At 69.8% G+C, this 22,260-nt stretch carries 1 protein-coding gene (running past one end of the window); it reads right to left on the minus strand.

Annotation, left to right across the window (positions count from 1 at the left end; genetic code table 11):
- Positions 1 to 22,260 carry the 3' portion of a hypothetical protein gene (locus ACIQF0_RS13115; protein ID WP_401028597.1) on the minus strand. 7,833 nt of this gene lie beyond the right edge of the window, so the window shows 22,260 of its 30,093 coding nt (coding positions 7,834-30,093); its start codon lies beyond the right edge, outside the window — the gene reads right to left on this strand; it ends in the stop codon at positions 1 to 3.

The raw sequence follows: 22,260 nt of genomic DNA on the forward strand, positions 1-22,260 counted from the left end.
CTAATGCATCTGCGCGTCCGGCTGCACCCCTCCCGGCGGCTGGTACGGCCGGTAGGTGACCTGGCGTCCGTCGATCACCATCTCGACGTCGACGGTGTCGGGGAACGGCGGGCCCATCGGCCGCAGCAGCACCGGGTTGCCGCCTGCCTGGTGGATCCGGATGTTGACGCCCTGCTGCGTCGCGATCAGCTGTCCGACCAGGTCACGGGCGTTGCCGGCGCCGACGTTCTCGGCGGCGTCGGGCTTCATGTGCCAGTTCGCGTTCTCCACCAGCGCGCCGTTCATGTGGCCCTGGTGCATCGGCCGGCTGACGGTGTAGTCCGCCACGAACCTGGTCACCGCCTGGTGGGTGGCCGCGAGGCCGACCACCTGCTGGCGCAGCGTCACCGGGTTCAGGCCGCGGGCCTGCGCGACGACGGCGTACAGGCCGTTGTCGGTGACCGGCGGGACGGGCTGGCGGACCAGGACGTCCTCGTTGAGGAACCGCAACTGCCGCTGCGTGTTGCTCACGTGGTCGGACGCCACGAGCCCGTGGGCCGCGACGACCTTCTGGTCCTTCTGGACGCCCGCCTGCATCTGGTCGAACGGAGCGGGCATCGGCGCGGACACGGCCGGGTTCATCCGGTTCTTCTGCGGCGCGCCGAGCTGGGTCTTCATCGTGTTGGGCGGGTTCCACGTGTTCGTGGTCTGCCCAGTGGCAGGAGGCAGGAACGGCTCGACCACGGCGTGCGCACCGGTGGCGAGACGTGCGCGCTCGTCGGCGAACTTCGTGCCCTTCTTGGCGGGCTTGCCGTCGAGGAACCGCTCCGACACGTTCGGCAGCGCGGTGTGCGACTGCGGCAGCTTGCCGTCCGTGATCAGCCCGTAGGCGATCCTGGACAGGTCGGTGCCGGTGTCACCCGCCACGAAGTCGGTCGCGAACGCCTGACCGCGCACCGGGTGCCGGTTGTTCTGAACGTCCACCTTGGCCAGTTCGGTGGCGGCTTCCATGTCCGCGGCGTCGGCCGGCGTGTGCAGCTTGGCCAGCTCCGCCGCGTAGAACCGGTTGAGCGACTGGCTGAGCTGCCCGAACTCCGCCTGGCCTGGACCGAACCGCACGTTCGGGTCCACCAGCGGCACCAGGCCGTCGACGAACAGGTTCGGTTCCGGCGTGTAGGGCAGCAACGGGTGGATGCCCTGCTGGTTGCGGCGTGCGTGCATGTCCGCGTCGATCACGTGCACGAACCGCTCGTGGAAGCCCGGCTCGTCGAGCTCGGCCCGGTAGGCCTCCTTCTGCGCGTCCGAGGTCTTCGAGTCGCCGTCGATGCGGGCGAGGACGTCGGCGCGCAGCTGTTCCGGCGTGACCGCCACCCGGTAGCCGCCGCCGATCATCAGCGGCCGCAACGGCTTCGAGACGTCGGGACCGTCGGCGGGACCGACCTCGTGCGCCTCCGTGAGCCTGGCGACGTGGTCGAAGACGTGCGCGCCGTCGCGGGTCGTGCGGTCGCCCGCGTCGAAGTCCATGACCGCCACGTACGGGTGCGTTCCGGCCACGGCCAGTGCGGTCACCGCGAACACGTGCGCCTCGCTTTCCAGCGTGGCGTTGCGGGTCTCGCCGAACTTGAAGCCCTGCGGCCCGTGCGGAACGCTCACCAGCGCGACCGCTTCCGGCCGGCCGACGACCGACGGGGTGGCGGTGGCGATGGCGGCGTCGATCTCCGCCTGGGTCGCCCCGTTCACGCCGAGCACGAACGCCACGCGGCCGTCCATGTCGTGCGAGCCGGCCATGACACCGTCGATCACGGTGTCGAGCTGGTCGAGCTCGCTCGCCCGGACGATCATGCTGACGACGAACGACGGCTTCTCGTCGGCGTCGATGCTGGCCTGCGTCCACTGCAGGTAGTTCTCGGTGGTGACCTCCGCGAGCGCGTTGCCCCGGGCCAGGTTCTCGTACGCCGCGTTGTGCACGCCGTTCTCGTTGAACGGCGTGGCTTCGTGCTCGACCTGCTCGGCCATCTCGACGTCCGCGTCGTCCTCGATGGACAACTCCTCGAGCTCCTCGCGGGTCCGCTTGACGGCGTCCCCGGCCGGGTCCTCGCCGAGGTGTTCGTTGCCGCGCTTGGGCATGTTCGGCGGCGGGAGCTCCGACCGCTCGTCGGCGCCGGGCTGCGGCGGGTTGTGCGACTGCAGCGCTTCCATCCGGTTCTGGACCAGCTGGAGGTGGCGCGGCTTGAGCCGGGCGTCGGCCTTGTCGATGCCCTGGGTCATGGGGGAGTTGTCGTTGACGACGCGGCCCCTGCCGTCCTCGTGCTGGAAGATCGGCTTCACGTCGCCGGTCTCCAGGTACTCGTCGCGCAACCCGAGGAAGTGCCCGACCTCGTGCGCCAGGCGCCGCGAGTCGGTGTGCGAGGGCCAGGTGAGCTGGTTGGCCCTGCCCTTCGGGTCGTTCGTGACGTCGATCGTGGCGTGCGCGTCAGCGGGGTCGTTCGTGAACTCGACCGTGACGTGGAACTGCTCGCCGCCGGGCAGCTTGTAGCCCTGGTTGTACAGCTCCTCGACGCCCGCGCGGGTGCGGTCCTGGACGTCGGCGTCGCCGCCGTTCAGGTGCAGCCGGACGGTGAAGTCGCGGACCGGCACGCCGTCCACGTTCAGCACGCGGTTGTCGTACGCGATCGGGCCGCGCCAGGCCTGCATGTTGATGCCGTGCGGGCCGACCTTCGTCGAGTCGAGGACACCGCCGTCCTCACCGCGCACCCAGCTGGTGGCCGGGGTCGTGGCACGGGCGTCCGCGATGGCCTGGGAGGACACCGGGTTCTGCGGGTCGAACCACGCCGCGCTCGTGTCCGTGCTGTGCAACGGACTCGGGTCGGTGGGCGGCACGGTCGACGTCGGCGCCTCCAGCGGGGGAGCGGACGGAGCCGGGTCGTCGTCGACGATGCCGTAGTCCTGGAGGTTCGTCGTCATCTCGGCGATCGCCGCGGGGTCGAGCTCGACGCCGAGCACCTGACCGAGCTCGGCCCGGTTGTCGGTGACGGCCTGGGTGAACACCTCCGGGCTGACGAGGCCCGCCGGTACGAGCTGCGACTTGGCGAGCACCTTGTGCGCCCACAACGCCTGGTGGTGGGGCTCGGTGCCGTCGGGCTTGATCTCGCGGATCGAGTCGGCCAGCGACGGCGCGCCCGTCACGTCGATGATCGCGGCGTCCTGGGCGAAGTTGAACGCCCGGTTGTAGCCCTTCTCGTGGTCGAAGATCTCGGAGGCGATCTTCGCGGGGTCGGCCGCGAACGTCGGGCTGCCTTCGAGGGTGTTCCACAGCTGGTGCGACCAGTCGTCGAACTTGCCGTGGCCGGGATCGTCGGCGAACGCCTCGATCTGCTCGCTCTCGATGATCGGCCGTTCGAACTGGTCGTTGAACGCCTTCTGGACGGCCTCCAGACCGTGCTGGTCGACCAGCGCCGCGACCTCGCCCGCGTTGACGTGCAGGACGGCCGAGGCGCGCAGCAGGTCCAGGCCCTCCTTGTGGTTCAGGTACTTCTGCGGGTTGGCCTTGAGCTCCGCCTCCACCTGCTTCATCAGCGGGGTGGCGTTCTCCATGGCGTCGTCGGTCAACGCCACCAGCCGGGTCTCGGCCTCGGTGGTGGGAGCCGGAGCCGACGGCGGCACTGGCGCGGTGGCCGGAGCCGGCGCCGGGTCGTCGGCGACCATGCCGTCGCCCTGGAGGTGCTGCTTCAGCTCGGTGACCAGTTCCGGCGTCACCTCGGTGCCGAGCGCCGCGCCGATCTCGGCCCGGTGGTCCGTGACGGCCTGCGTGAACGCTTGCGGGCTCACGATCGCGTCCGACGGGATGATCTCCGCGTCGCCCAGCACCTTCTGGACCCACAGCGCCTGGCTGTAGGAGTCGGTGCCGTAGACCTTGGTCGCGACGATGGCGTCGGCCAGCGACGGTGCGCCGACCAGTTCCGCGAACGCCGTCTCCTGCGCGAAGTTCGTGCCGCGGTTGTAACCCTTGTCGTGGTTGAAGACGTCGGCGGCGAGCTTGTCCGGGTTCGCGGTGTAGGACGGCGTGTTCCTGACCGTCTCCCACATCCGGTGAGCCCAGCCGTCGAACGCGGCCCGGCTCTCCGGCGTGCTCAGGTCACCGAACTGCGCCAGCTGCGCCGTCTCGATGATCGGGCGGCCGAACTCCCTGGTGAACGCCCGCGCCACCTGGTCGGCGCCGTGCCGCTGGATCATCGTGGCGATGTCTTCGGTCCTCGTGTCGAGCACGACCGACGCCCGCAGCAGGTCGAGCCCTGCCTCGGACTGCACGTACTGGCCGGGGTTCGACCGCAGCGCCGACTCCACCTCGTTGGCGAGCGGGGAGGCGTTCGTCATCGCGTCCGCCGTCAACGCCTTGAGATGGCTCTCCACCACGACGTTCGGCACGCTGGTGGGCGCGTCGGTGTCGGTGTTCGTGTTCGACGTGGTCGCCTCGGTGGACGGTGCGTTCGGCGGCTGCGGTGCGGCGCTCCTGCTCGTCGACGCCTCGCTGGACGAGGACGTTTCAGCAGGCGGCGCCGGACGCGTCTCGACGTCCCTGCTGGAAGAAGCCTCCGGGGACGAGGACGTCTCCGGAGCAGGCGGAGGCGGCGGGGGAGTGGACGACGTGGTGGTCGTCGACGGCGGGTTGTTGTAGTCGGTGATCCGCTGGTCGACCGCCGCCTTCTTGTCCCACCACTCCTGCTGCCGTCCGTCCGCGGTTGTGCGTGCCGTGTTCAGCCTGGTCTCGGCCGCCGTGACGAGCGCCTTCTGCGTCGCGTGGTCGGTGGCGAGCTGGGCGGAGGCCTGGTCGTGACGCGCTTGCTGCGCGATGCGGGCGGCCTCGAACTGGGTCACGACCTGCTGCTGCGCCACGAGCTCCGCACGCCGGGCGGCGGCGTCCGTGCGCAGACCGCCGATCGCGGCGTTGGCGAGGTCCAGCTGGTGCTGGGCGTCCTCCATGCCCGCCTTGGCGTTGGCGAACGAGCCTTCCGCCGTGCGCAACGTGGTCTGGGCGTTGGTGTGCGCCAGCCTGGCCGCGTCGACCTGACCCTGCAGGGCCACGTTGCCCGGCGCCGCGGCCAGCTGGGCCTCCAGCGTCCGCAGCGTGGTGGCCTTGGCCTCGACGTCCGACTTCGCGTCGTCGATCTCGAACTGCGCGGTCATGGCCAGCGCGCCGAAGCCGCCGACCTTGGGCGACAGCTCGGAGATCGCGTCGACAACGCGCTGCGCCTCCTGGCGGGCGATCTCGGCCCTGGTCTCCAGAGCCGGGAGCTTCGCCTGCTCGTCCAGGTGATCCTGGATCGCCTTGTTGTAGTCGATCTGGACGGGCGTGAAGGCGGAGTCCGCCCTGGCGAGCGTCGCGGCCGAGTTGTTGATCACCTGCTGCGCGGCGTGCCGCTCGGTGTCGACGTCGACCTCGGCGGTGCGCCAGGCGTCCGCCGCGGTCTTCACCTCGGTCTGGGCGGTCGTGAGCTCCGGGCTGAAGTTCTTGCCCAGCACCGTCTGCGCGTCCGAGACGGGCATCCGGACCGCGGCCGAGTTCGGCACGGACAGGTCGACGACGGCGGTCCTGCCGCCGATCGTCGCGACCACGCGGTACTCGACACCGAACTGCACCAGTCCGGTCGTGGCCTTCGGCTTGAGGTTGTTGACCTTGTTGTCGGTCTGCCCGCCGGAGTTCGCCGTCGAGTCCTCGCCGGCGTGCCGCAGCTCGACACCGCTGGTGCCGAAGGTGACGTTGTCCTTCGGGTCGGTGTTCTGCTTGACGCCCGCGCCACCGGTCGCGAGACCGGCGGACAGGTCGCCGGTCTCGGTGACCTTCGAGTCCGTGCTGGTCGCGGTGACCTGCGACTTCGGGTTCTCCAGCGCCACACCGTCGCTGAGCGATCCCAGCGTCGGGTCGACCAGCTTGGCGTAGACCTTGACGTCCGCGTCCTGGCCGAACGTCAGCGCGGCCTCGTGCAGGCCCGGCACGGTCAGCGGGCCGGACAGCATGCCGGGCAGGTGCGGCTGCAGGTTCTCCGGGCTCAGCGTGGACAGCAGGCTGTTCAACGCGCCCGTGCCCTTGCCGGTCAGGCCCTTCTTCGCCCCGGCGTCCTTCAACGCCTGGATCGTCGCCTCACGCAGGTCCTGCGCGCCACGCAGGTTCTCCACCGACGCGCCCGGCGGCAACGAGGAGGGGCTGCCCTCCTGCTGCCAGTCGGAGGCGGCCTGCGGGGTGCCCTGGTCGGCCGTGCGGGAGTTCTGGTCCTTCGTGTAGGGCTGCGCCGCGGCCGAGCCGTCGACCTTCTGGTTGTCCGCGTGCAGGCGGACGGTCATCTCCTGCAGGCCGCTCTCGGCCCGCGCGATCTCCTTGTCGCCCTTCTCCACGACGAGCTCGAACTCGATCGGCACGGTGTAGCGCGCCGCCGGTCCGCTGCCCGCGCGGAAGCTCGCGAACTGGTCCGTCGTGGACGTGGAGACCGAGCTGCTCTTGGACTGGCCGATGTTCGCCGCCGCCATGACACCCGCGGTGCCCGAGACGTTCGGGTTCGCGCTGCCCGGCTGGGCGAGGCCCGGTGCCTTGAGCCCGAGACCCCAGCCGGTGGCGCGGCCCTGGCCGTCGGTCACCTTGTGCGAGCCGGCGATCGTCGACTCCATCTCGACGCCGTCGTTGACGACGTTCTGGAACTTCGGCGTGTCCGCCTTGGCCCGCAGGGTGACCTGATACGAGTCCTTGCCGAACGTGCCGGGCTGGTGCACCAGCAGCGGAACGCCGCCGTCCAGCGCGCTGTCGATCATCGCCTTGACGCTGGCAGGCGAGCTGAAGTCGACCAGGCGCTGCAGGTTGCTCATCGAGTCCTTGAGCACCGAGTCCGGCAGCAGCGGGTCGCCGAAGCGCTTCGCCGTCTTCGCGTTGACCTTGTTGGAGAGGTCCTCGACCACGTTCGACAGGTCCGGCACCGACTCCACAGTGGACAGGCCGAGCGCTCCGGGCTCGCCCTTCGCCACCGTCGCCGGCGGCGCCATCTTCGGGAACTCGGGCTTGGGCACGGTCGGCTGCACGTCGGGCAGCAGCCCCATGTCCCGCGCCACGTCCTCGGTCACCCGCACGAAGACGGACTTCGGCAGGCTGACGGTCGCGCCTTCGGCCCTGGGCGTGGTGCCGGCGATGAAGTTCGCCGCACGGCTCTCGCCGACCACGGTGACGTCGGCGTCGAGCTGCACCAGCACGGTGCGGCCACCCGCGGGCGTCACGTAGTTGCGGTCGTGGCTGCCGCCGACCTCCTTGCCGGTCGACTTCGAGTCCGACCACGGCGTGACCTTGCCGGCCACCGCGAAGCCACCGGCACCGCTGGCGGGCGTCGGCTCACCGGCGGGCGGGGCGGGGTCGTTCGGCTTGATCGGCACGTTGATGCCGCCGGTGACGTCGACCGACCGGTTCGTCGACGACGACTGGCCCGCCTTGTAACCACCGGTGCTGGCGTTCTCGGTACCGGTGTTGTCCGAGATGGACACGATCTTCGGGTTGCTCAGCCCGAACTTGACGCCGATGGCGCCCGTCCGGTCGGTGACCCGCCGGTCGTACTTGAGGCCCTGCTCCTGGATGCCGGTCTCGGTCAGCGTGCGCAGGTTCGCCTTGATGTTCTCCGGGGAGAACATCTTGTCGATCTGCGCCCGGGACGCGGTGCCCGGCACGGTCAGCGCCGAGTCGCCACCGGCCGCGCGGTTGAGCGCGTCGATGGCCTGGTCGCGCAGCGCCGTCGTGTTCGCCACGGCCTCCACGTGCAGGAAGTCCGGTGCCTTTTCAGGGGACTTGGTGCTCAGGAGCTTCTTGACGGTCGGCGCGTCCTTGAGCGTCTTCGGCTCGGGCGCGCCCGGCTCGAAGCCCTTGCCGGGGTCGGTGTCCAAAGTGGAGCTGTCCGACACCCAGAGGTTGACCGGGCCCTTGATGGGCTTGAGGTCGGTGGCGCCGTCACCGGTCTTCGCGACCGTGTGCTGCTCCGGCGAGTGGAAACCGGGAGCGCCGGGCACGACCCGCCGCACCCAGGCCCGCGGCCGGGTGAACGTGGTGATCTCGACCTCGAACTCCACGTCGCCCCGGAACACCTGGGCGTTCGGGCTGCCGACGCTCAGCGAGGTGCTGTTGACCGTCGGACCGGCCGAGGTCTTGTCGGTCCACGAGTGGTTGTACTTCACCCCGGCCTGCGGTGCCGGCGACAGCTTGGCGGCCTTGGTCTCCGCCGGGATGACGACCTTGCCCTCGACGCCACCGCTCCAGCCCTTGGTGGTGCTGCTGGAGCTGTCGAGCTTCGGACCGGTCGACGACGCGTCGCGGACGTTGCGCGCGTCGGCCTGACCGAGGTGCTCGGTGCCGGTCACCTTCGCCTTGACGGTGACGTTGACGTAGGTGTTGGTGGACTTGCTGCTGCTCTTGAGCTGCACCTGGACGCCGGGACCCATGAGGCTGTCCATGTTGGTCCGCAACGCCGCCGGCGAGAGCTGCGAGGTCAGCCTGCGCTGGTTCGCGAGCTGCTCGGCGACGTCGGAGAACGCCTTGCCCTTGCTGCTGCGCGGGTTCGAGTGGGGGTCGTTCCAGCTCGGCAGGAAGTTCGCCAGGCCGGGGACGTCCCGCAGGGCCTCCTCGATCTGCGTCTGGACCTCCGACGCGACCGCGAACTCGCCGACCTTGGCGTTGCCCGCGGCGAGCGCGTCACTCATGTAGGGCGGCGGGAACTTCTGGCCCTTGTTGGTCTCGTCGACGATCTTGTCGCGCGTGCCGTCCGGCGTCGGCAGGCCCATCTGGCCCGCCTCGGGCAGACCGACCCGCAGGTAGGACGTGACCGGGATCTTGACGCTCTCGCCGCTGGGCGTGCGGACCTCGACCTCGGCGGTCACCTTGTACAGACCGGTGTCGCCCTTGAGCTGGATGCCGCTCTTGTGAGCGGTGTTGATGCCCGCGTTGACGTTCTCCGCGGTGCGCGCGGCGTAGCCGACCGTGGCACCGGCCTGGCCGCCCACCACGTTCGGCAGACCGGCGTTGAAGCCGGCGCCCGCGTTGAAGTCGCCACCGGACTTGGTCGTCGAGGACACACCACTGCTGTGCGCGGAGGTCTCGTGGAGGCGGAGCTGACCGGTGCCGAGCGTGCCGACGAGCTGCGCGCTCTGCAGCGTCGCCTTCATCTGCACCGCGGCGCCCTTGCTGGCGTGCGGGCTGATCAGGTCCGGCGACGTCACGTAGGCGCCGCCGAGCATCGCGCCGAGGTTGTTGCGGATCTCGGTGGGGCTCAGGAAGTTCTGCAGCGCCTCACGGCCGGGCGAGCCGACCTTGACGATCGACGGGTGCAGCTTGCGCGCCACGTCGGAGAACGCCTTCGCCGGGTTGTCGACCGACACCGCCTCGGGAGCGGGGTGTTCGAGCTTGGCGCCCCACTTGGCGTCCGGCGGCGTGACCGCGGCGGAGGTGTTGCCCGAGCTCGTGATCGTGGCGAGGTCGTTCGGGATCTGCAACGTCACGTCGGTGCCGGTGTCGACCGTGGCGACGGGCCGGAGCCCACCGCTCGCGTTGGTCAGCGTGATGTCGTAGGACACGTTCACCGTGGCCTGCGTCGACCCCTCGCCCGCGCGGATGATCCGCTGGTCGGTGAGCGACGACGACATGCTCTGCGACTGCGCCGGCGTGGCGAACTGCGCCTTGCCGCCGAGCGAGCCGTACGCGCCGAACCCGTTGCTGGCCGAGGCCGAGCCGCCGATGTCGTTGGCCGTGGCGACGGTGTGCGTGGCCGACGACGTGTTGCCCGACTGCGCGGTCGCGTCGACCTTGACGCCCGGCGCGTCCACCGGGGCGACGTCCGTCTGCGCCTGCATGGTGGCGCGGATGTTCGCCTCGTACCAGTTGTTGCCGATCTTGACCTGGAAGTTGCGGCCCTTGTCCAGGAACGACTCGAAGTCACCGGTGATCGCCTGCTGGATGCGGGCGGCGTCGGCGGGCTTGAGGTTCTCGATCGCGTTCGTGACGTTCTCGGCGCCGCGGACGTTCGTCGGCGCGATCGTGCCCAGCGCCTTGTTGTCCTGGAAGAAGCCGGGCAGGGCCTGCGTGCCCGGCATGACCTGGCCGACGGGCTGCGGCGCGATCACGGTCATCGGGATGGCCGGGTTCGGCGTCGGCGGTGCCGGCCGCGTCTCGACCTCGACCTCGGTGTCGGCCTCCGGCGCAGTCCACACCGGAGCGTCCTGAGTGGACGGCGGCGGCGGTGCCTGGCGGGTCTCCTGGTCGGAGTCCATCGGGTCGTCGAGCGGCCGCGGCGGGTTCGCCGGGTCGTGCTGGGTGAACCGGCTCCTGCCGTTCTCCTGCGGGTGGGCGTCGATCTCCAGCGGAGCCGGGAACACCGGCCTCGTCCAGGTGTTCGCCTTCTTGATGTCCGCGGCGGACGACTTGGAGTTGGTCTCCAGCCGGGGCTCGAAGAACGGCTCGACGGTCGTGGACCCGTTGGGGCCGTGGATCGTCAGCGGCCGGCCGATCTCCGTCGCGAGCAGCTTGGCGGCCAGTTCCTCCGCCTTGGCGAGCTTGCCGGTGTCGGCCGGGTGCGCGAAGGCGAACGGATCGGCCTTGGGGTCGGTGACCGACGGAGGGCCCGGCTCGACGAGCGCGGTGACCAGGTGGCCGTTGTCGAGACCGTGTTCCTGGCGGAACTTCGCGATCTCCTTGTTGATCGCGGTCGTCGAGATCGAGGCCTTCTGGACCGCACCGGCCCGCAGCTCCGCCGGGGTCTTGATCGCCGGAGCGGCCTTCGCCTTGCCCTTCTTGCTGGAACCGGCCGCCGGCGGAGTCGGAGCCTGGCTCTTCAGGGCGTCGTGCACGGTGTTGAACAGGCCGTCGGGGCGCGGCGCCTCGGCGATCGGCAGGATGCCGTGTTCCAGCGTGCCGAACGTGCGGGTGACGTTGCTCGTGTTGGCCGACATGGCCAGGTTGAGCATCGTGGCCATCTTCTGCTGCTTGTTGCCCGGCACGATGTGCTGGACGTCGTCCTCGGTCTTGGCCTTCTTGGCCTTCTTGGCCGGAGCCTTCTCCTCGGCCTCGCTGTCGCTGTCGCTGTCGCTCTCGGCGTCCTCGTCCTTGGCCGGCGGCTCCGGGTAGACGGTGGTGGGGTCGACCTGCGGGTCCACGCCCATGTAACCGTGACCGGGGATGGGCGCGGAGATCGCGCCGCCCAGCGTGTTCTTGTCCTCCCAGCCGAGGTGCAGCGCGTCGAGCTTGGACGGCTGCCAGCCGCCGGACTTGCCCGTCTCGGTGCGGACACCGGTCTCCGGGTCGTAGCTGTAGGTGTGCTCGGTGATCTGCTGGGCCTCGCGCCGCGAGTGCGGCTTGTTGCCGGGGTTCGGCTTGCCGTTCGCCCTGGGCTTCTTGTCACCGTAGCTGTTGCGGATCTTCGCGCCGGACGCGTCGGCCTTCGCCGCCCGGTCCGCCTTGTTGTCCACCTTGCCGTCCGCGTCCGGCAGGCCGCCGTACGCGCGGTTCGTCACCGAGGTGAGCGCGACGTGCGACTGCGGCCACTGCTTGCCCTCGGTCTTCGCGAAACCGAGCGCGAGACGGGACAGGTCCGTGCCGACCGCGCCCTGGACGAAGTCGCTGGTGAAGTTCTCACCGCGGTAGGGGTTGCGGTTGTTCTGCATGTCGACGTCGATGGCCGACTCGATGGTGCTGTTCGCGAGCGAGCCGGTGACCACCGCCTCGACCGCCGCGTCGATCGTGGCCTGCGGAAGATCGGGGCGCTGGGCCCGGTAGGTCGCCTCGACCTCGGCCTTGAGCTGGGCGACGTCCGCCTCGGCCTTGTCGATCGCGGCCTGGAACCGCTGCAGGGTCACGGTTTCGGCCGGGCTCGGGGCACGGCCCTCCTCCGCGATGTCCGACTCCAGCTTGGCCTTGGCCTCGGCGAGCGACTCGCTGGGCTTCGGCGGGGTGGGCAGCTGGTTCTCGTGGAGCTCGACCAGTTCCTTGCCGGCGAACTCGTTGATCGAGTCGCTCAGGTCGCCGAACTCGTTGCCGCCGTCGCTGAACTTCACCTCGGGGTCCACGACCGTGACGGCCGCATCCATGAACAGGTTGGGCTCCGGCGAGTAGGGCAGCAGCGGCGCCGAGTCCTTCTGGCGGCTCCGCGCGTCCATGTCGTCGCTCATCGCCTGCTGGAACTTCTCGGCGAACTCCGGCTTCGCGAGGTAGTCCTGCGCGACCTTCAGCTCGGCGAGCGCCTTGTTGCGCTTCGCGGGCGTGAGCTTCGGATCGCTCTTGACCGACGCCCGTTCGGCGTCGATCCGCGCCTGGGTGTCCGACACGAGCTTCGCCGGGTCACCGACGCGGTAGCCGCCCGAGTACAGCAGCGGACGGATCGGGCCCGCGTCCGAGCTCATCGACTCGGCGACGTGGGTGAAGATGTCCTTCGGCGGCGCGCCGTCCGGGGTCTGCACCCGCCGCGAGCCGGTGTCGAAGTCCTGGAACGAGATGTACGGATGCGTGCCCTTGCCGTTCATCGCGCCGATGGCGATCTCCGTGGCAGAGCTGTGCATCGTGCCGTTGCGCATGCGGCCGAACGGGAAGCCGTCCTTCGGGGCGAAGGTCGGCAACGGCACGAGGGCGATCGGTTCCTTCCGGCTCGCCACGGCCTCGTTCGCCTTGCCGATCTGGGTGTTGATCTGCCCGTCCGAGTCGGTCGGGCCGTTCACGCCGATCACGAACACCATGTCCTTGCCGAGCGGACCGGCGTCCTTGGTGATCGCGTCGATGACCTTGTTGATGTCGGCCTTGGGGTCGTTCAGCGCGCTGTGGCTCACGATCATGTTGACCACGAACGACGGGCGCCTGCCCTCCTCGACGCTCTTGCGGAGGTCACCGAGATAGCTGTCCCTGGTCGGCAGCACGGAATCGGTGTCCTTGACCAGCGCCTCGAACGCGGGGTTGAACGCGAAGTCGGCGTCGTCCAGCGAGACCTTGTTCACCTCGGCGGCCAGGTCGTCGATCTCGGAGTCCGAGTCGACCTCCATCGGGACGCCGGTGTTGCTCGGTCCGGGCTCGGCGTTGGTCCAGCGGTCGGCTTCCGGCTTCTTCTTGGTGGCCCGGTCGTCGACCGGGGAGTTGCCTTCGCTCTCGGGGGAGCGGTCGCGCTTCGTCACCATCGGCCGGGTGTCGCCGTCCGGCGTGGAGTCCGGCGTCGTGCTCGGCGGGGTGATGGCCGGGCCGGTGTCGCCCAGCCTGGTGTCGGGCACCATGACCTGGCTGGTGGCCGTGCGCTCGACGAGCCACAGGTGCCGCGGCCGCAGGCCGGGCTCCTTGCCGTGGACGTCGGTGCCCATCATGCCGCCGTCGTTCTGGTGCACGCCCGAGTTCGTGTCGTGCTGCTGGAACACGCGCGACTTGTCGCTGTACTCGTCGGGAATTCCGAGGTAGTGCAGCGTCTCGTGGGCGAGGACCTCGGGACTGGTGTTCGGGTTCCAGTGCGTCTGGTCGACGTTGGGGTTCTTCGCGTCGACCTTGATGCTGGTGTGGGCGTCGGCCTTGTTGTCGGTGAACTCCAGGTTCAGGTGGAACTGGTCGCCGCTCGGGAGCCGGTGTCCCTGGTTCAGCAACGAGTTCACGCCCTTGGTGGCGTTCTCCTTGACCTGTGCGACGACCTCGGGGTCGGTCTTCGCGGCAGGGTCGATGTGCACCTTGACGGTGTACTCCTGCACGAAGTTGCCGGGCGAGGTCTCGATGCGGCGCAGGTCGTAGTTGACGAGTCCCTTGTAGGACTTCAGGTTCGTCGGCGTGCTGTTCGTGCGGATGTCGTGCACGACCAGGTCGACCGTCTTGACGTTCGCGTTGGCCCTGCGGTCGGCCCACGTGCTCGGGTCGGCCGGCTTGCTCGGTGCGAACCAGTCGGCGGTCTTCGCGGGGTCGTGCCGCCACGACTCGTCGGTGAGGACGTCCTTGCCCTGGTGGGATTCCGGGGTCGGCGGGGTCATCCTCGGCGGTGCGCCGCCGCTCTTGACCTTCTTCGGCGCGTCGGGCTTGGCGTCCGACGCCGGGGGAGCGGGCGGTGCCGTGGGCGGCGCGGGACGCGTCTCGGCGCCGCTCCTGCTGGTCTCCGCCACAGAGGCTTCCTGCGGCAGAGGCGGCAGCGGCCGCTCGTCGACGTTCGAGGTCGTCGTCGTGGTGGTCGGCTTGGGCGGCACCGGCGGCGGGGTGTTCGCCGCGGTGTTGAACGAGTCGACCTCGTTGTCCACCTTGGCCTTGGCGTCCCACCACAGCTTCTGCTTGGCGTCCGCGTCGCGCCGGGCGGCGTCGAGCTTGGTCTCCGCGTCCTTGATCGCCTTCTCGGCCGCTGCCTGCTCGTTCACGAGCTGCTGGCGCGCGTCGTTGGCGGCCGTGCGGGCGGCCTCGGCCTTGGCCGCGACCTCCTTCGGCCCCTGCAGGTCGGTGCGGGCGTCCGTGGCGGCCTGACGCTGGGCGTCGAGCTCCGCACGCGCGTCGGCGATCTGCTGCTGCACGTCGGACAACGCGGTGTGCGCCGCGTCGGCGTCCTGCGTGAGCTGGTCGATCTCGGCCTGCGGCGCGCCGTTGGCCCGCGCGTCGTTCACCGCGTTGTCGGCCACCTGAGCGTCCTGGCTGAGCGACACGGCCTGCGCGTTGAGGTCCTTGATCGCGGCACGGGTCTGGCCCGCGTCCCTGATCGTGTTGTCGAACGCCGTCTGGACCGGCGCGAGCTTGGTCTCCGCGTCGATGTGCGTGTCGATCGCCGTGTTCAGCGTCGTCGACGCCTCGCCCAGCTTCGAGTCGGTCTTCGCCAGCACGGCCGCGGCCTCGTTGATCGCGTCCTGGGTGTCGTGCCGGGCCTTCTCGACTTCCTTCTCGGCGGTCCGCCAGTCGTCGGCCGTCTTCTTGACGTCGGACTGGGCGTCCTTGAGCGAGTCGCTGAGCTGCTGGTTCAGCATGGTCTCGACCTCGGCGGCGGGCATCCGCACGCCGGCCGAGTTCGGCACGGACAGGTCGACGACGGAGGTCTTGCCCCCGATCGTCGCGACCACGCGGTACTCGACGTCGAACTGCACGAGACCGGTGCGGGACGTGTCCTTGGGCTTGACGTTGCCGCCCTCGGCCTGCGCCGGGCCGCCGGACACCCCGGAGGAGTCCTCACCCGCGTGCCGGAGCTCGACACCGCCGGTGCCGAAGTTGACGGTGTCCTTCGGGTCGGTGCCCTGCTTGACCGCCGCGCCGCCCTGCGCGAGACCGACCGACACGTCGGCGGTCTCGGACACCTTGGCCTCGCTGGAGGTCTCGGTGGTCTTCGTGGTCAGCGGGGTCTCGATCTTGACGTCGTCGCTGAGCGACCCGAGCTGCGGGTTGACCAGCTTCGCGTAGACCTTGACGTCGGCGTCCTGGCCGAACGTCAGCGCCGCTTCCTTCAGGCCCGGCACGTCGAGCGGGCCGGACAGCATCGACGGCAGGTGCGGCTGCAGGTTCTCCGGGCTCAGCGTCGAGAACAGGGCGTTGAGCGAGCCCGTGCCCTTGCCGGTCAGGCCCTTGCCCGCACCGGCGTCCGTCATCGCCTTCACCGCGGCGTCGCGCAGGTCCTTGGCACCGCGCAGGTTCTCCACCGACGCGGTCGGCGGCAGCTGCGAGGCACGGGTGTCCTGCTGGAACGCGAAGGTCGCCTCGGGAGTGCCGAACTCGCTGCTGCGCCTGCTCGCCGCGGACATGTACGGCTGCGGGTTCCCGTGACCGGTGGTCGGCTGGGAGATCTTCTGGTTGTCCGCGTGCGTGCGGACCTTCATCTCCTGCGGGCCGCTCTCCGCCCGCGCGATCTCCTTGTTGCCCTTCTCCACCACGAGCTCGAACTCGACCGGCACGGTGAACTGCGCCGCCGGTCCGCTCGCCGTGCGGGTCTGGCTGAACGCCTCGTTGGTCGAGGTCGTCACCGAACTGCTCTTGCTGCCACCGATGTTCGCGCCCGCGCTGACACCCGCGGTGCCCGAGACGGCCGGGTTCGCACTGCCCGGCGAGGCCAGGCCCGGTGCCCGCAGGCCCGCACCCCAGCCGGAGCCGCGGCCCGTGCCGTCGCTCTCCTTGCGGGAGCCACCGACGTTGTGCGACATGTCCACGCCGTCGTTGACGACCTGGTCGAACTGCGGTTCGCCCGTCTTGGCGCGCAACGTGACCTGGTAGGAGTCCTTGCCGAACGTGCCGGGCTGGTGCACCAGCAGCGGAACGCCGCCGTCGAGCGCGCTGTCGATCATCGCCTTGACGCTGGCAGGCGAGTTGAGGTCGACGATGCGCTGCAGGTTGCTCATCGAGTCCTTGAGGACCGAGTCCGGGATCAGCGAGTCGCTGCCGAACTTCTTGGTCTTCGCGGACAGTTCGGCGGTGAGGTTGTTGACCACACCGGAGAGGTTCGGCACCGACTCCACGTTGGACAGACCGAGCGCGCCGGGCTCGTTGGTCGCCACCGTCGACGGCGGGGCCATCTTCGGGAAGTCCGGCTTCGGCACGGTCGACTCGACCTTGGGCAGCACGCCCATCTCGCGCGCGACGTCCTCGGACACCCGCACGAACACCGACTTCGGCATGTCCACCGTCACGCCCTCGGCGTGCGGGGTGCCCCCGTGCAGGAAGTTCCCCGCGCGGCTCTCGCCGACGATGGTGAACTCCGCGTCGATCTGGACCAGCACGGTCCGCGCGTCACCAGGGGTGGTCCGGCCGCGGTCGACGTTGCCGCCGACCTCGTTCGACGTGGTCTTGCTGTCCGACCACGGCGTGATCTTGCCGGTCGCCGCGACGCCGCCGGACCCGCTCGGGTTCGACGGGGTGCCCGCGGGCGGCGGGGTGACGTTCGGCCGCACCGGGACGTTGATGCCCGCGGTGAGGTCGACGGAGCGGCTGGTCGAGGACGACGAACCGGCCTTGTAGCCACCGCTGACCGAGTTGTCGGAGCCGGTGGTGTCCGAAATGGACACCAGCTTCGCCTCGCCCAGCTTCACGGACATGCCGATGGCGCCGGAACGGTCGGTGACGCGCCGGTCGTACTTCAGGCCCTGCTCCTGCACGCCGGTCTCGATGAGCCGCTGCAGGTTCGCCTTGATGTTCTCCGGGGCGAACATCTTGTCGATCTGGGCGCGGGACGCGGTGCCCGGCGTGGTGAGCGCCGAGTCGCCGTTGGCCGCGCGGTTGAGCGCGTCGATCGCCTGGTCCCGCAACGCGGTCGTGTTCGCGACCGCCTCGACGTTGAGGAACTCCGGCGACTTCGGCCGCGCTTCCTTCGGGTTGAGCAGGTCCTTGACGGTCGGGGAGTTCTCGAGCTGCGTGGGCTTCGGGTCACCGGGCTTGAAGCCGTCGCCCGGGTCGTTCTTGAGCGTCGAGCCGTCCGACACCCACAGGTTGACCTTGCCGTCGATCTTGTCGAGGCCGGCGCCGGTCTTGGCGACGGTCGTCACCTCGGGCGCCTGCTGTCCGGGCGCTCCGGGCACGACGCTGCGCACCCACGTGCGGGGCCGGGTGAAGGTCGTGATCTCGACCTCGAACTCGACGTCCTGCTGGAACACCTGGGCGTCCGGGCTGCCGGGGTTCGACGACGTGGCGCTGACCGCCGGTCCCGCCGCGGTCTTGTCCGTCCACGAGTGGCTGTAGGACACACCGGCCTGCGGCATCGGCGTGAGCGACGCGACCCCGGTCTTGACCGGGATGTTGGCCCTGCCGCTGATGCCGCCGGTCCAGCCCTTGGTGGTGCTGGTGCTGGCGTCGAGCTTCGGACCGGTCGTGGTCGAGTCGCTGACCGGCCGCGCGTCGGCCTGGCCGAGGTGCTTCGGGTTGCTGACCTTCGCCTTGACCGTGACGTTCACGTAGGTGTTCGTCGTCTTGCCGGAGTTCTTCAGCTGCACCTGGACGCCCGGACCGAGCAGGCTGTCCATGTTGGCCTTCAACGCGGCGGGCGAGAGCGTCGCCGCGATCTTGCGCTGGTTCGCGAGCTGCTCGGCGACGTCGGCGAAGCCCTGACCCTTGCTGCTGCGCGGGTTCGCGTCCGGGTTGTTCCACTGCGGCAGGAACTTGGCCATGCCGGGGATGTCCTTGAGCGCGCCCTCGACCTGGCCCTGCACCTTGTTGGCCGGCGTGAACTCGCCGACCTTCGCGTTGCCGGCGGCGATCGTGTCGGCGACGAACGGCGGCAGGAACTTCGTGTCGGCCGTGGCCGGATCGGTGATCGAGTTCCTGGTGCCGTCCGGGGTGGGCAGCCCCACCGCACCGGCCTCGTGGAGGCCCATGCGCATGTGCGTGGTGACCTCCATCTTGACGCTCTCACCGGACGGCGTGCGGACCTCGACCTCGGCGGTGACCTCGTACATGCCGGTCTCGTTCTTCACACCGATGCCGGTCTTGTGGCTGCTGCTCGACCCCGCGTTCACGCCCTCCGCGGTGCGCGCGGAGTACGTCGCGGTCGCGCCGACCGTGCCGCCGACCTGGCCGGGCACGCCGATGTTGCCGCCGCCTCCGACGGTGGCGTCGAACCCGGTCTTGGTGGACGCGGACACACTGCTGCCCCAGGACGAGGTGTCCTTCAGGTCCAGCGCCGCCGTGTCGTGCGTGCCGACCAGCTTCGCTTCCTTCAACGTCGCGGTCATCTGCACCGCGCCGGCCTTGCTGGCGTGCGGGCTCAGCAGGTCGGGGGACGTGACGAAGCCACCGAGCATCGACGGCAGGTTGTTGCGGATCGAGGTGGGGCTCAGGAAGTTCTGCAGCACCTCGCGGCCGGGCGAGCCGACCTTCGTGATCGACGGGTGCAGACCGGCCGCGACGTCGGTGAACGCCTTGCCGGAGTCCTTGACCACCACGGCTTCCGGCACCGCGTTCTCGAGCTTCGTGCCCCACGCGGCGTCGTCCGGTTTCTTCACGTCGGACGTCTTGCCGGAGTCGGTGATCGTGCTGAGGTCCGCGGGGATCTGCAGCGTGACGTCCGGGCCGGTGCTCAGGGTCGCGAACTGCTTGGGGTTGCCGGACGCGTCGGTCAGCGTGATCTCGTAGGAGACCGGGACGGTGACCTTCTTGGAGCCGTCGTCCGATCCCTTGATCCCACGCTGCTCGGTGGTGCTGTTGGTGTTCGACTGCGACACCGCGGGCGTCGCGAGCGCGGCCTTGCCGCCCGCCGTGCCGTACGGGCCCATCGCGACACCGGCCGTGGCCGAGGCGCCGACGTCGTTGGACGTGGAGATGGTGTTCGTCGTCGTGGACGACGTGGCTGCCTGGTAGTTCTTGTCGACCTTGGTGTCGGCGTCGGTCGCGACGTTCGTGTCGGCGTCCGCGTGCATCTCGGCGCGGATGTTCGCCTCGAACCAGGCGTTGCCGATCTTCACCTGGAAGTTGCGGCCACCGTCGAGGAACGTCTCGAAGTCGTTCTCGATCGCGTTCTTGATGCGCGCCTGGTCGTCCGCCTTGAGGCCCTGGATCTCGGCCACGACGGCGTCCGCGCCGCGCACCTCGGTCGGCGTGATCGACCCGAGCGCCTTGTTGTTCTGGAAGAAGCTCGGCAGGTTCGTGTTCGGCACCTGGCCGACCGGCTGCGGCGCCATGGTGGTCATCGGGATGACCGGGTTCGGCGTCGGCTTCGGCGGCGCGGGACGGGTCTCGACGTCGGCCTCGGTGTTCGTGTCCGCGTCGGGGGCCGACCGCGTGTCCGTGTCGGGCGCGGGCGGAGCGGGGCGCGTGTCCGCGTCCACCTCCTGGCGCGCTGCCTGGACCTCGTTGGTGAACTCCCGGAGGGCCTCGAGGTGGCCGGTGTTGTGGCCGCCCGTCTGTGCGTCCTGGATCTGCTGGTCGAGGTGGGTCTGCACGGCCACGATGTCGGCGTCGCTGAACTGGCGCCAGCCGTACGAGTTCGGGTCGGCGGGCTGCTGCAGCGCGTACGTGGTGAGCGCCGCGTCGCGGTTGTTCGTGAACTGGTCGACCCGGTTCTGCTGCCACTGGACGTCGCGGCCGGCCCGCTCCCGGCGGGCCGCCTGGTCGTCCAGCATCGACTGGGTCTTGAGGGCGTCGGGCACCATGTCGGCGGCGTTCCACCGGGTGCTGTCGGCCTTGGCCTTCGCGAGGCCCTGCTCGGCGATCTGCGTCCGCTGGTCGTAGAGGTGCGGGGGACCGGCGTGGCGGGAGATGTCGATCGCGTTCTGGATCGCGGCCGCACGGTCCGGGTTGTTGTTGTACGCCGGGTTCTGCTGCATCTCACGCAGCGCCGGGGTGTCCAGGCCGTACAGCGACGCCGCGAACGACCGCGCCGGCGTGCCCTCCTGGACGGGACCGAAGCCGCCGGGGACGACGAGGTCCACGTCCGGGTTCGCGGGCCGTGCCGCCGGGTCCTGCATGAACGGGCGCGGTTCGGCACGGGGTGCGGGCGCCGGTGCGGGCTGGGCCTGCTGGTTCCCGTCGGCCGCGCGGTCGCGGACGTCACCTGCCGGTGGGGGCGGCGCGTCGTTGTCCGAGTGGACGGACGAGGCGTCGTCCACCTGGACCGGAGGCGTCTCCGGCCGGTAGGGCACCGCCGAGTCGATGAGCTGGAGGTCCTGGAGCTGACCGTAGAGCTGGTCCAGCTCCGGGGTCGGCTGACCGGCCACGCGTGCGTCGCGGATCAGGTCCGTGACGTGGTCCTGGAGGACCTCGACGTCCTGCGGCGACACCGACTGCCAGCCGGGAGCGTTCAGGTCGTCCGGCGGCAGGTTCAGCGCGTACGTCGTGAGCGCGTCCTTGTGGTCGTACTGCAGCGTCATCAGCTCGTTGGAGAGCTGCGACTGCTGCTGCTTGAGCGTCTGCTGCTGGGCCTGGCGCTCGGCCTGGTCCGTGCGCATCAGCTCGGACTTGAACATGTCCGGAAGCGCGTCGCTGACGTGCTTCAGGTCGGTCGCCTTGCGGTGGTTCTCGTTGATCTCGGTCCGGAGGTCGCTCAGGTGCTGCTGGATGCCACCGGGCTTCTGCGCGATCTCCAGGTTGCGGGACATCTGGTTGATCTCTTGCAGGTGGAACGGGTCGTTGCGGTGTTCGACGGCGAGGGCGTCGAGCTCGGCGGGGGTCTTGCCGAAGAGCGAGGCCCTGAACCCGGCGAACTCCTGCCGCGGGTTGAGCCCGCTGTTGCCGGGCCGCGTGTCGACATCGGACTCCACGTCCGGCTGCGCGTCGAGGTCGGACTGCACGTCGATGTCCGACTGCACGTCCGACTGCGCGTCGACGTCCGATTGCACGTCGGAGTCGGGACCGTTGAGGGCGGCCTCGTTCGCGATCTCCTGGCGGCGCTGCTCCAGCTCCCGCTCGAACTGGCGCTCGTTGAACTCCCTGGTCCTGGCATCGAGGTCGCGCAGGCGTTCCGCACGCGCTTCGATGTCCGCGTTCATCTGCGCGATCTTGGCCTGCGTGGCCTGGATGTTCGCGTACATGTCCGCGGCCTTGGTGAAGCGGTTGTCGTAGTCGGGGTTGCCGACGAACGACAGGTTGTGCTCCGTCCGCGCCACCTGGGCCTCGGCTTCGGCGATCTTCTGGTCGAAGTCGACCGAGGTGTCGACCTCGCCGCCGAACATGCGGGTCAGGAGGGCGTTGATGCCACTGTTCGCCGACTTGCCGTTGCGGTAGTTCTCCAACGCCACCTTGGCGTCTTCCAGCTGGGTGGACAACCCGTCCAGGCCGCGCGTCGAGGCGTGGGAGAGCACCTTGCGGACGTCCGCCTCGTTCTGCACCCGCGTCTGCAGGTCCTTGAGGCTCTGCGCGTCGAACCCGGCGTTCTCCGCCGCCGCGATCTGCTGGGTCAGGTGGGCGTCGAGCTGGGTGAGCGTGGCGGGCTTGATGCTCGCGAGCCCGTCCGCGTTCGGGCCCGCGACCTGGGTGTCGATGATGTGCGTCATGCCCAGGTTCGGGCCTTCGGCGTTCAGGGTGTCGATCTGGCTGTTCGTGTTGTCCAGCAGATCGGTGAGGGTCGCGACCTGGTCCTTGATCGCGGCCGTCTGCGCCTGCTCCTGCGGGTTCTGCATCGCCTCGGGCTTCCAGGAGCCCTTGGACTTCGCGTCGTCGATCCGGCTCTGCAGGTCCGCCGACCGTTGCATCAGGTCGTTCGTGAAGACCTGCGGACCGCCGGGGTGCGCCGCCGCGCGCTTGATCAGCTGGGTCTTCTGCGCCGCGTCGTAGAGGCCCTTGTCCTGGCGCCCCTTGTAGAGGTCGCCGACGGTCTGGTTGACCTCGGCGGAGGACTTGCCGCTGAGCCAGGCCTCCATGCCGGCGCGGACCTCCTG

The sequence above is a fragment of the Lentzea sp. NPDC092896 genome (assembly GCF_044754905.1).
In the GTDB taxonomy this organism is placed as follows: domain Bacteria; phylum Actinomycetota; class Actinomycetes; order Mycobacteriales; family Pseudonocardiaceae; genus Lentzea.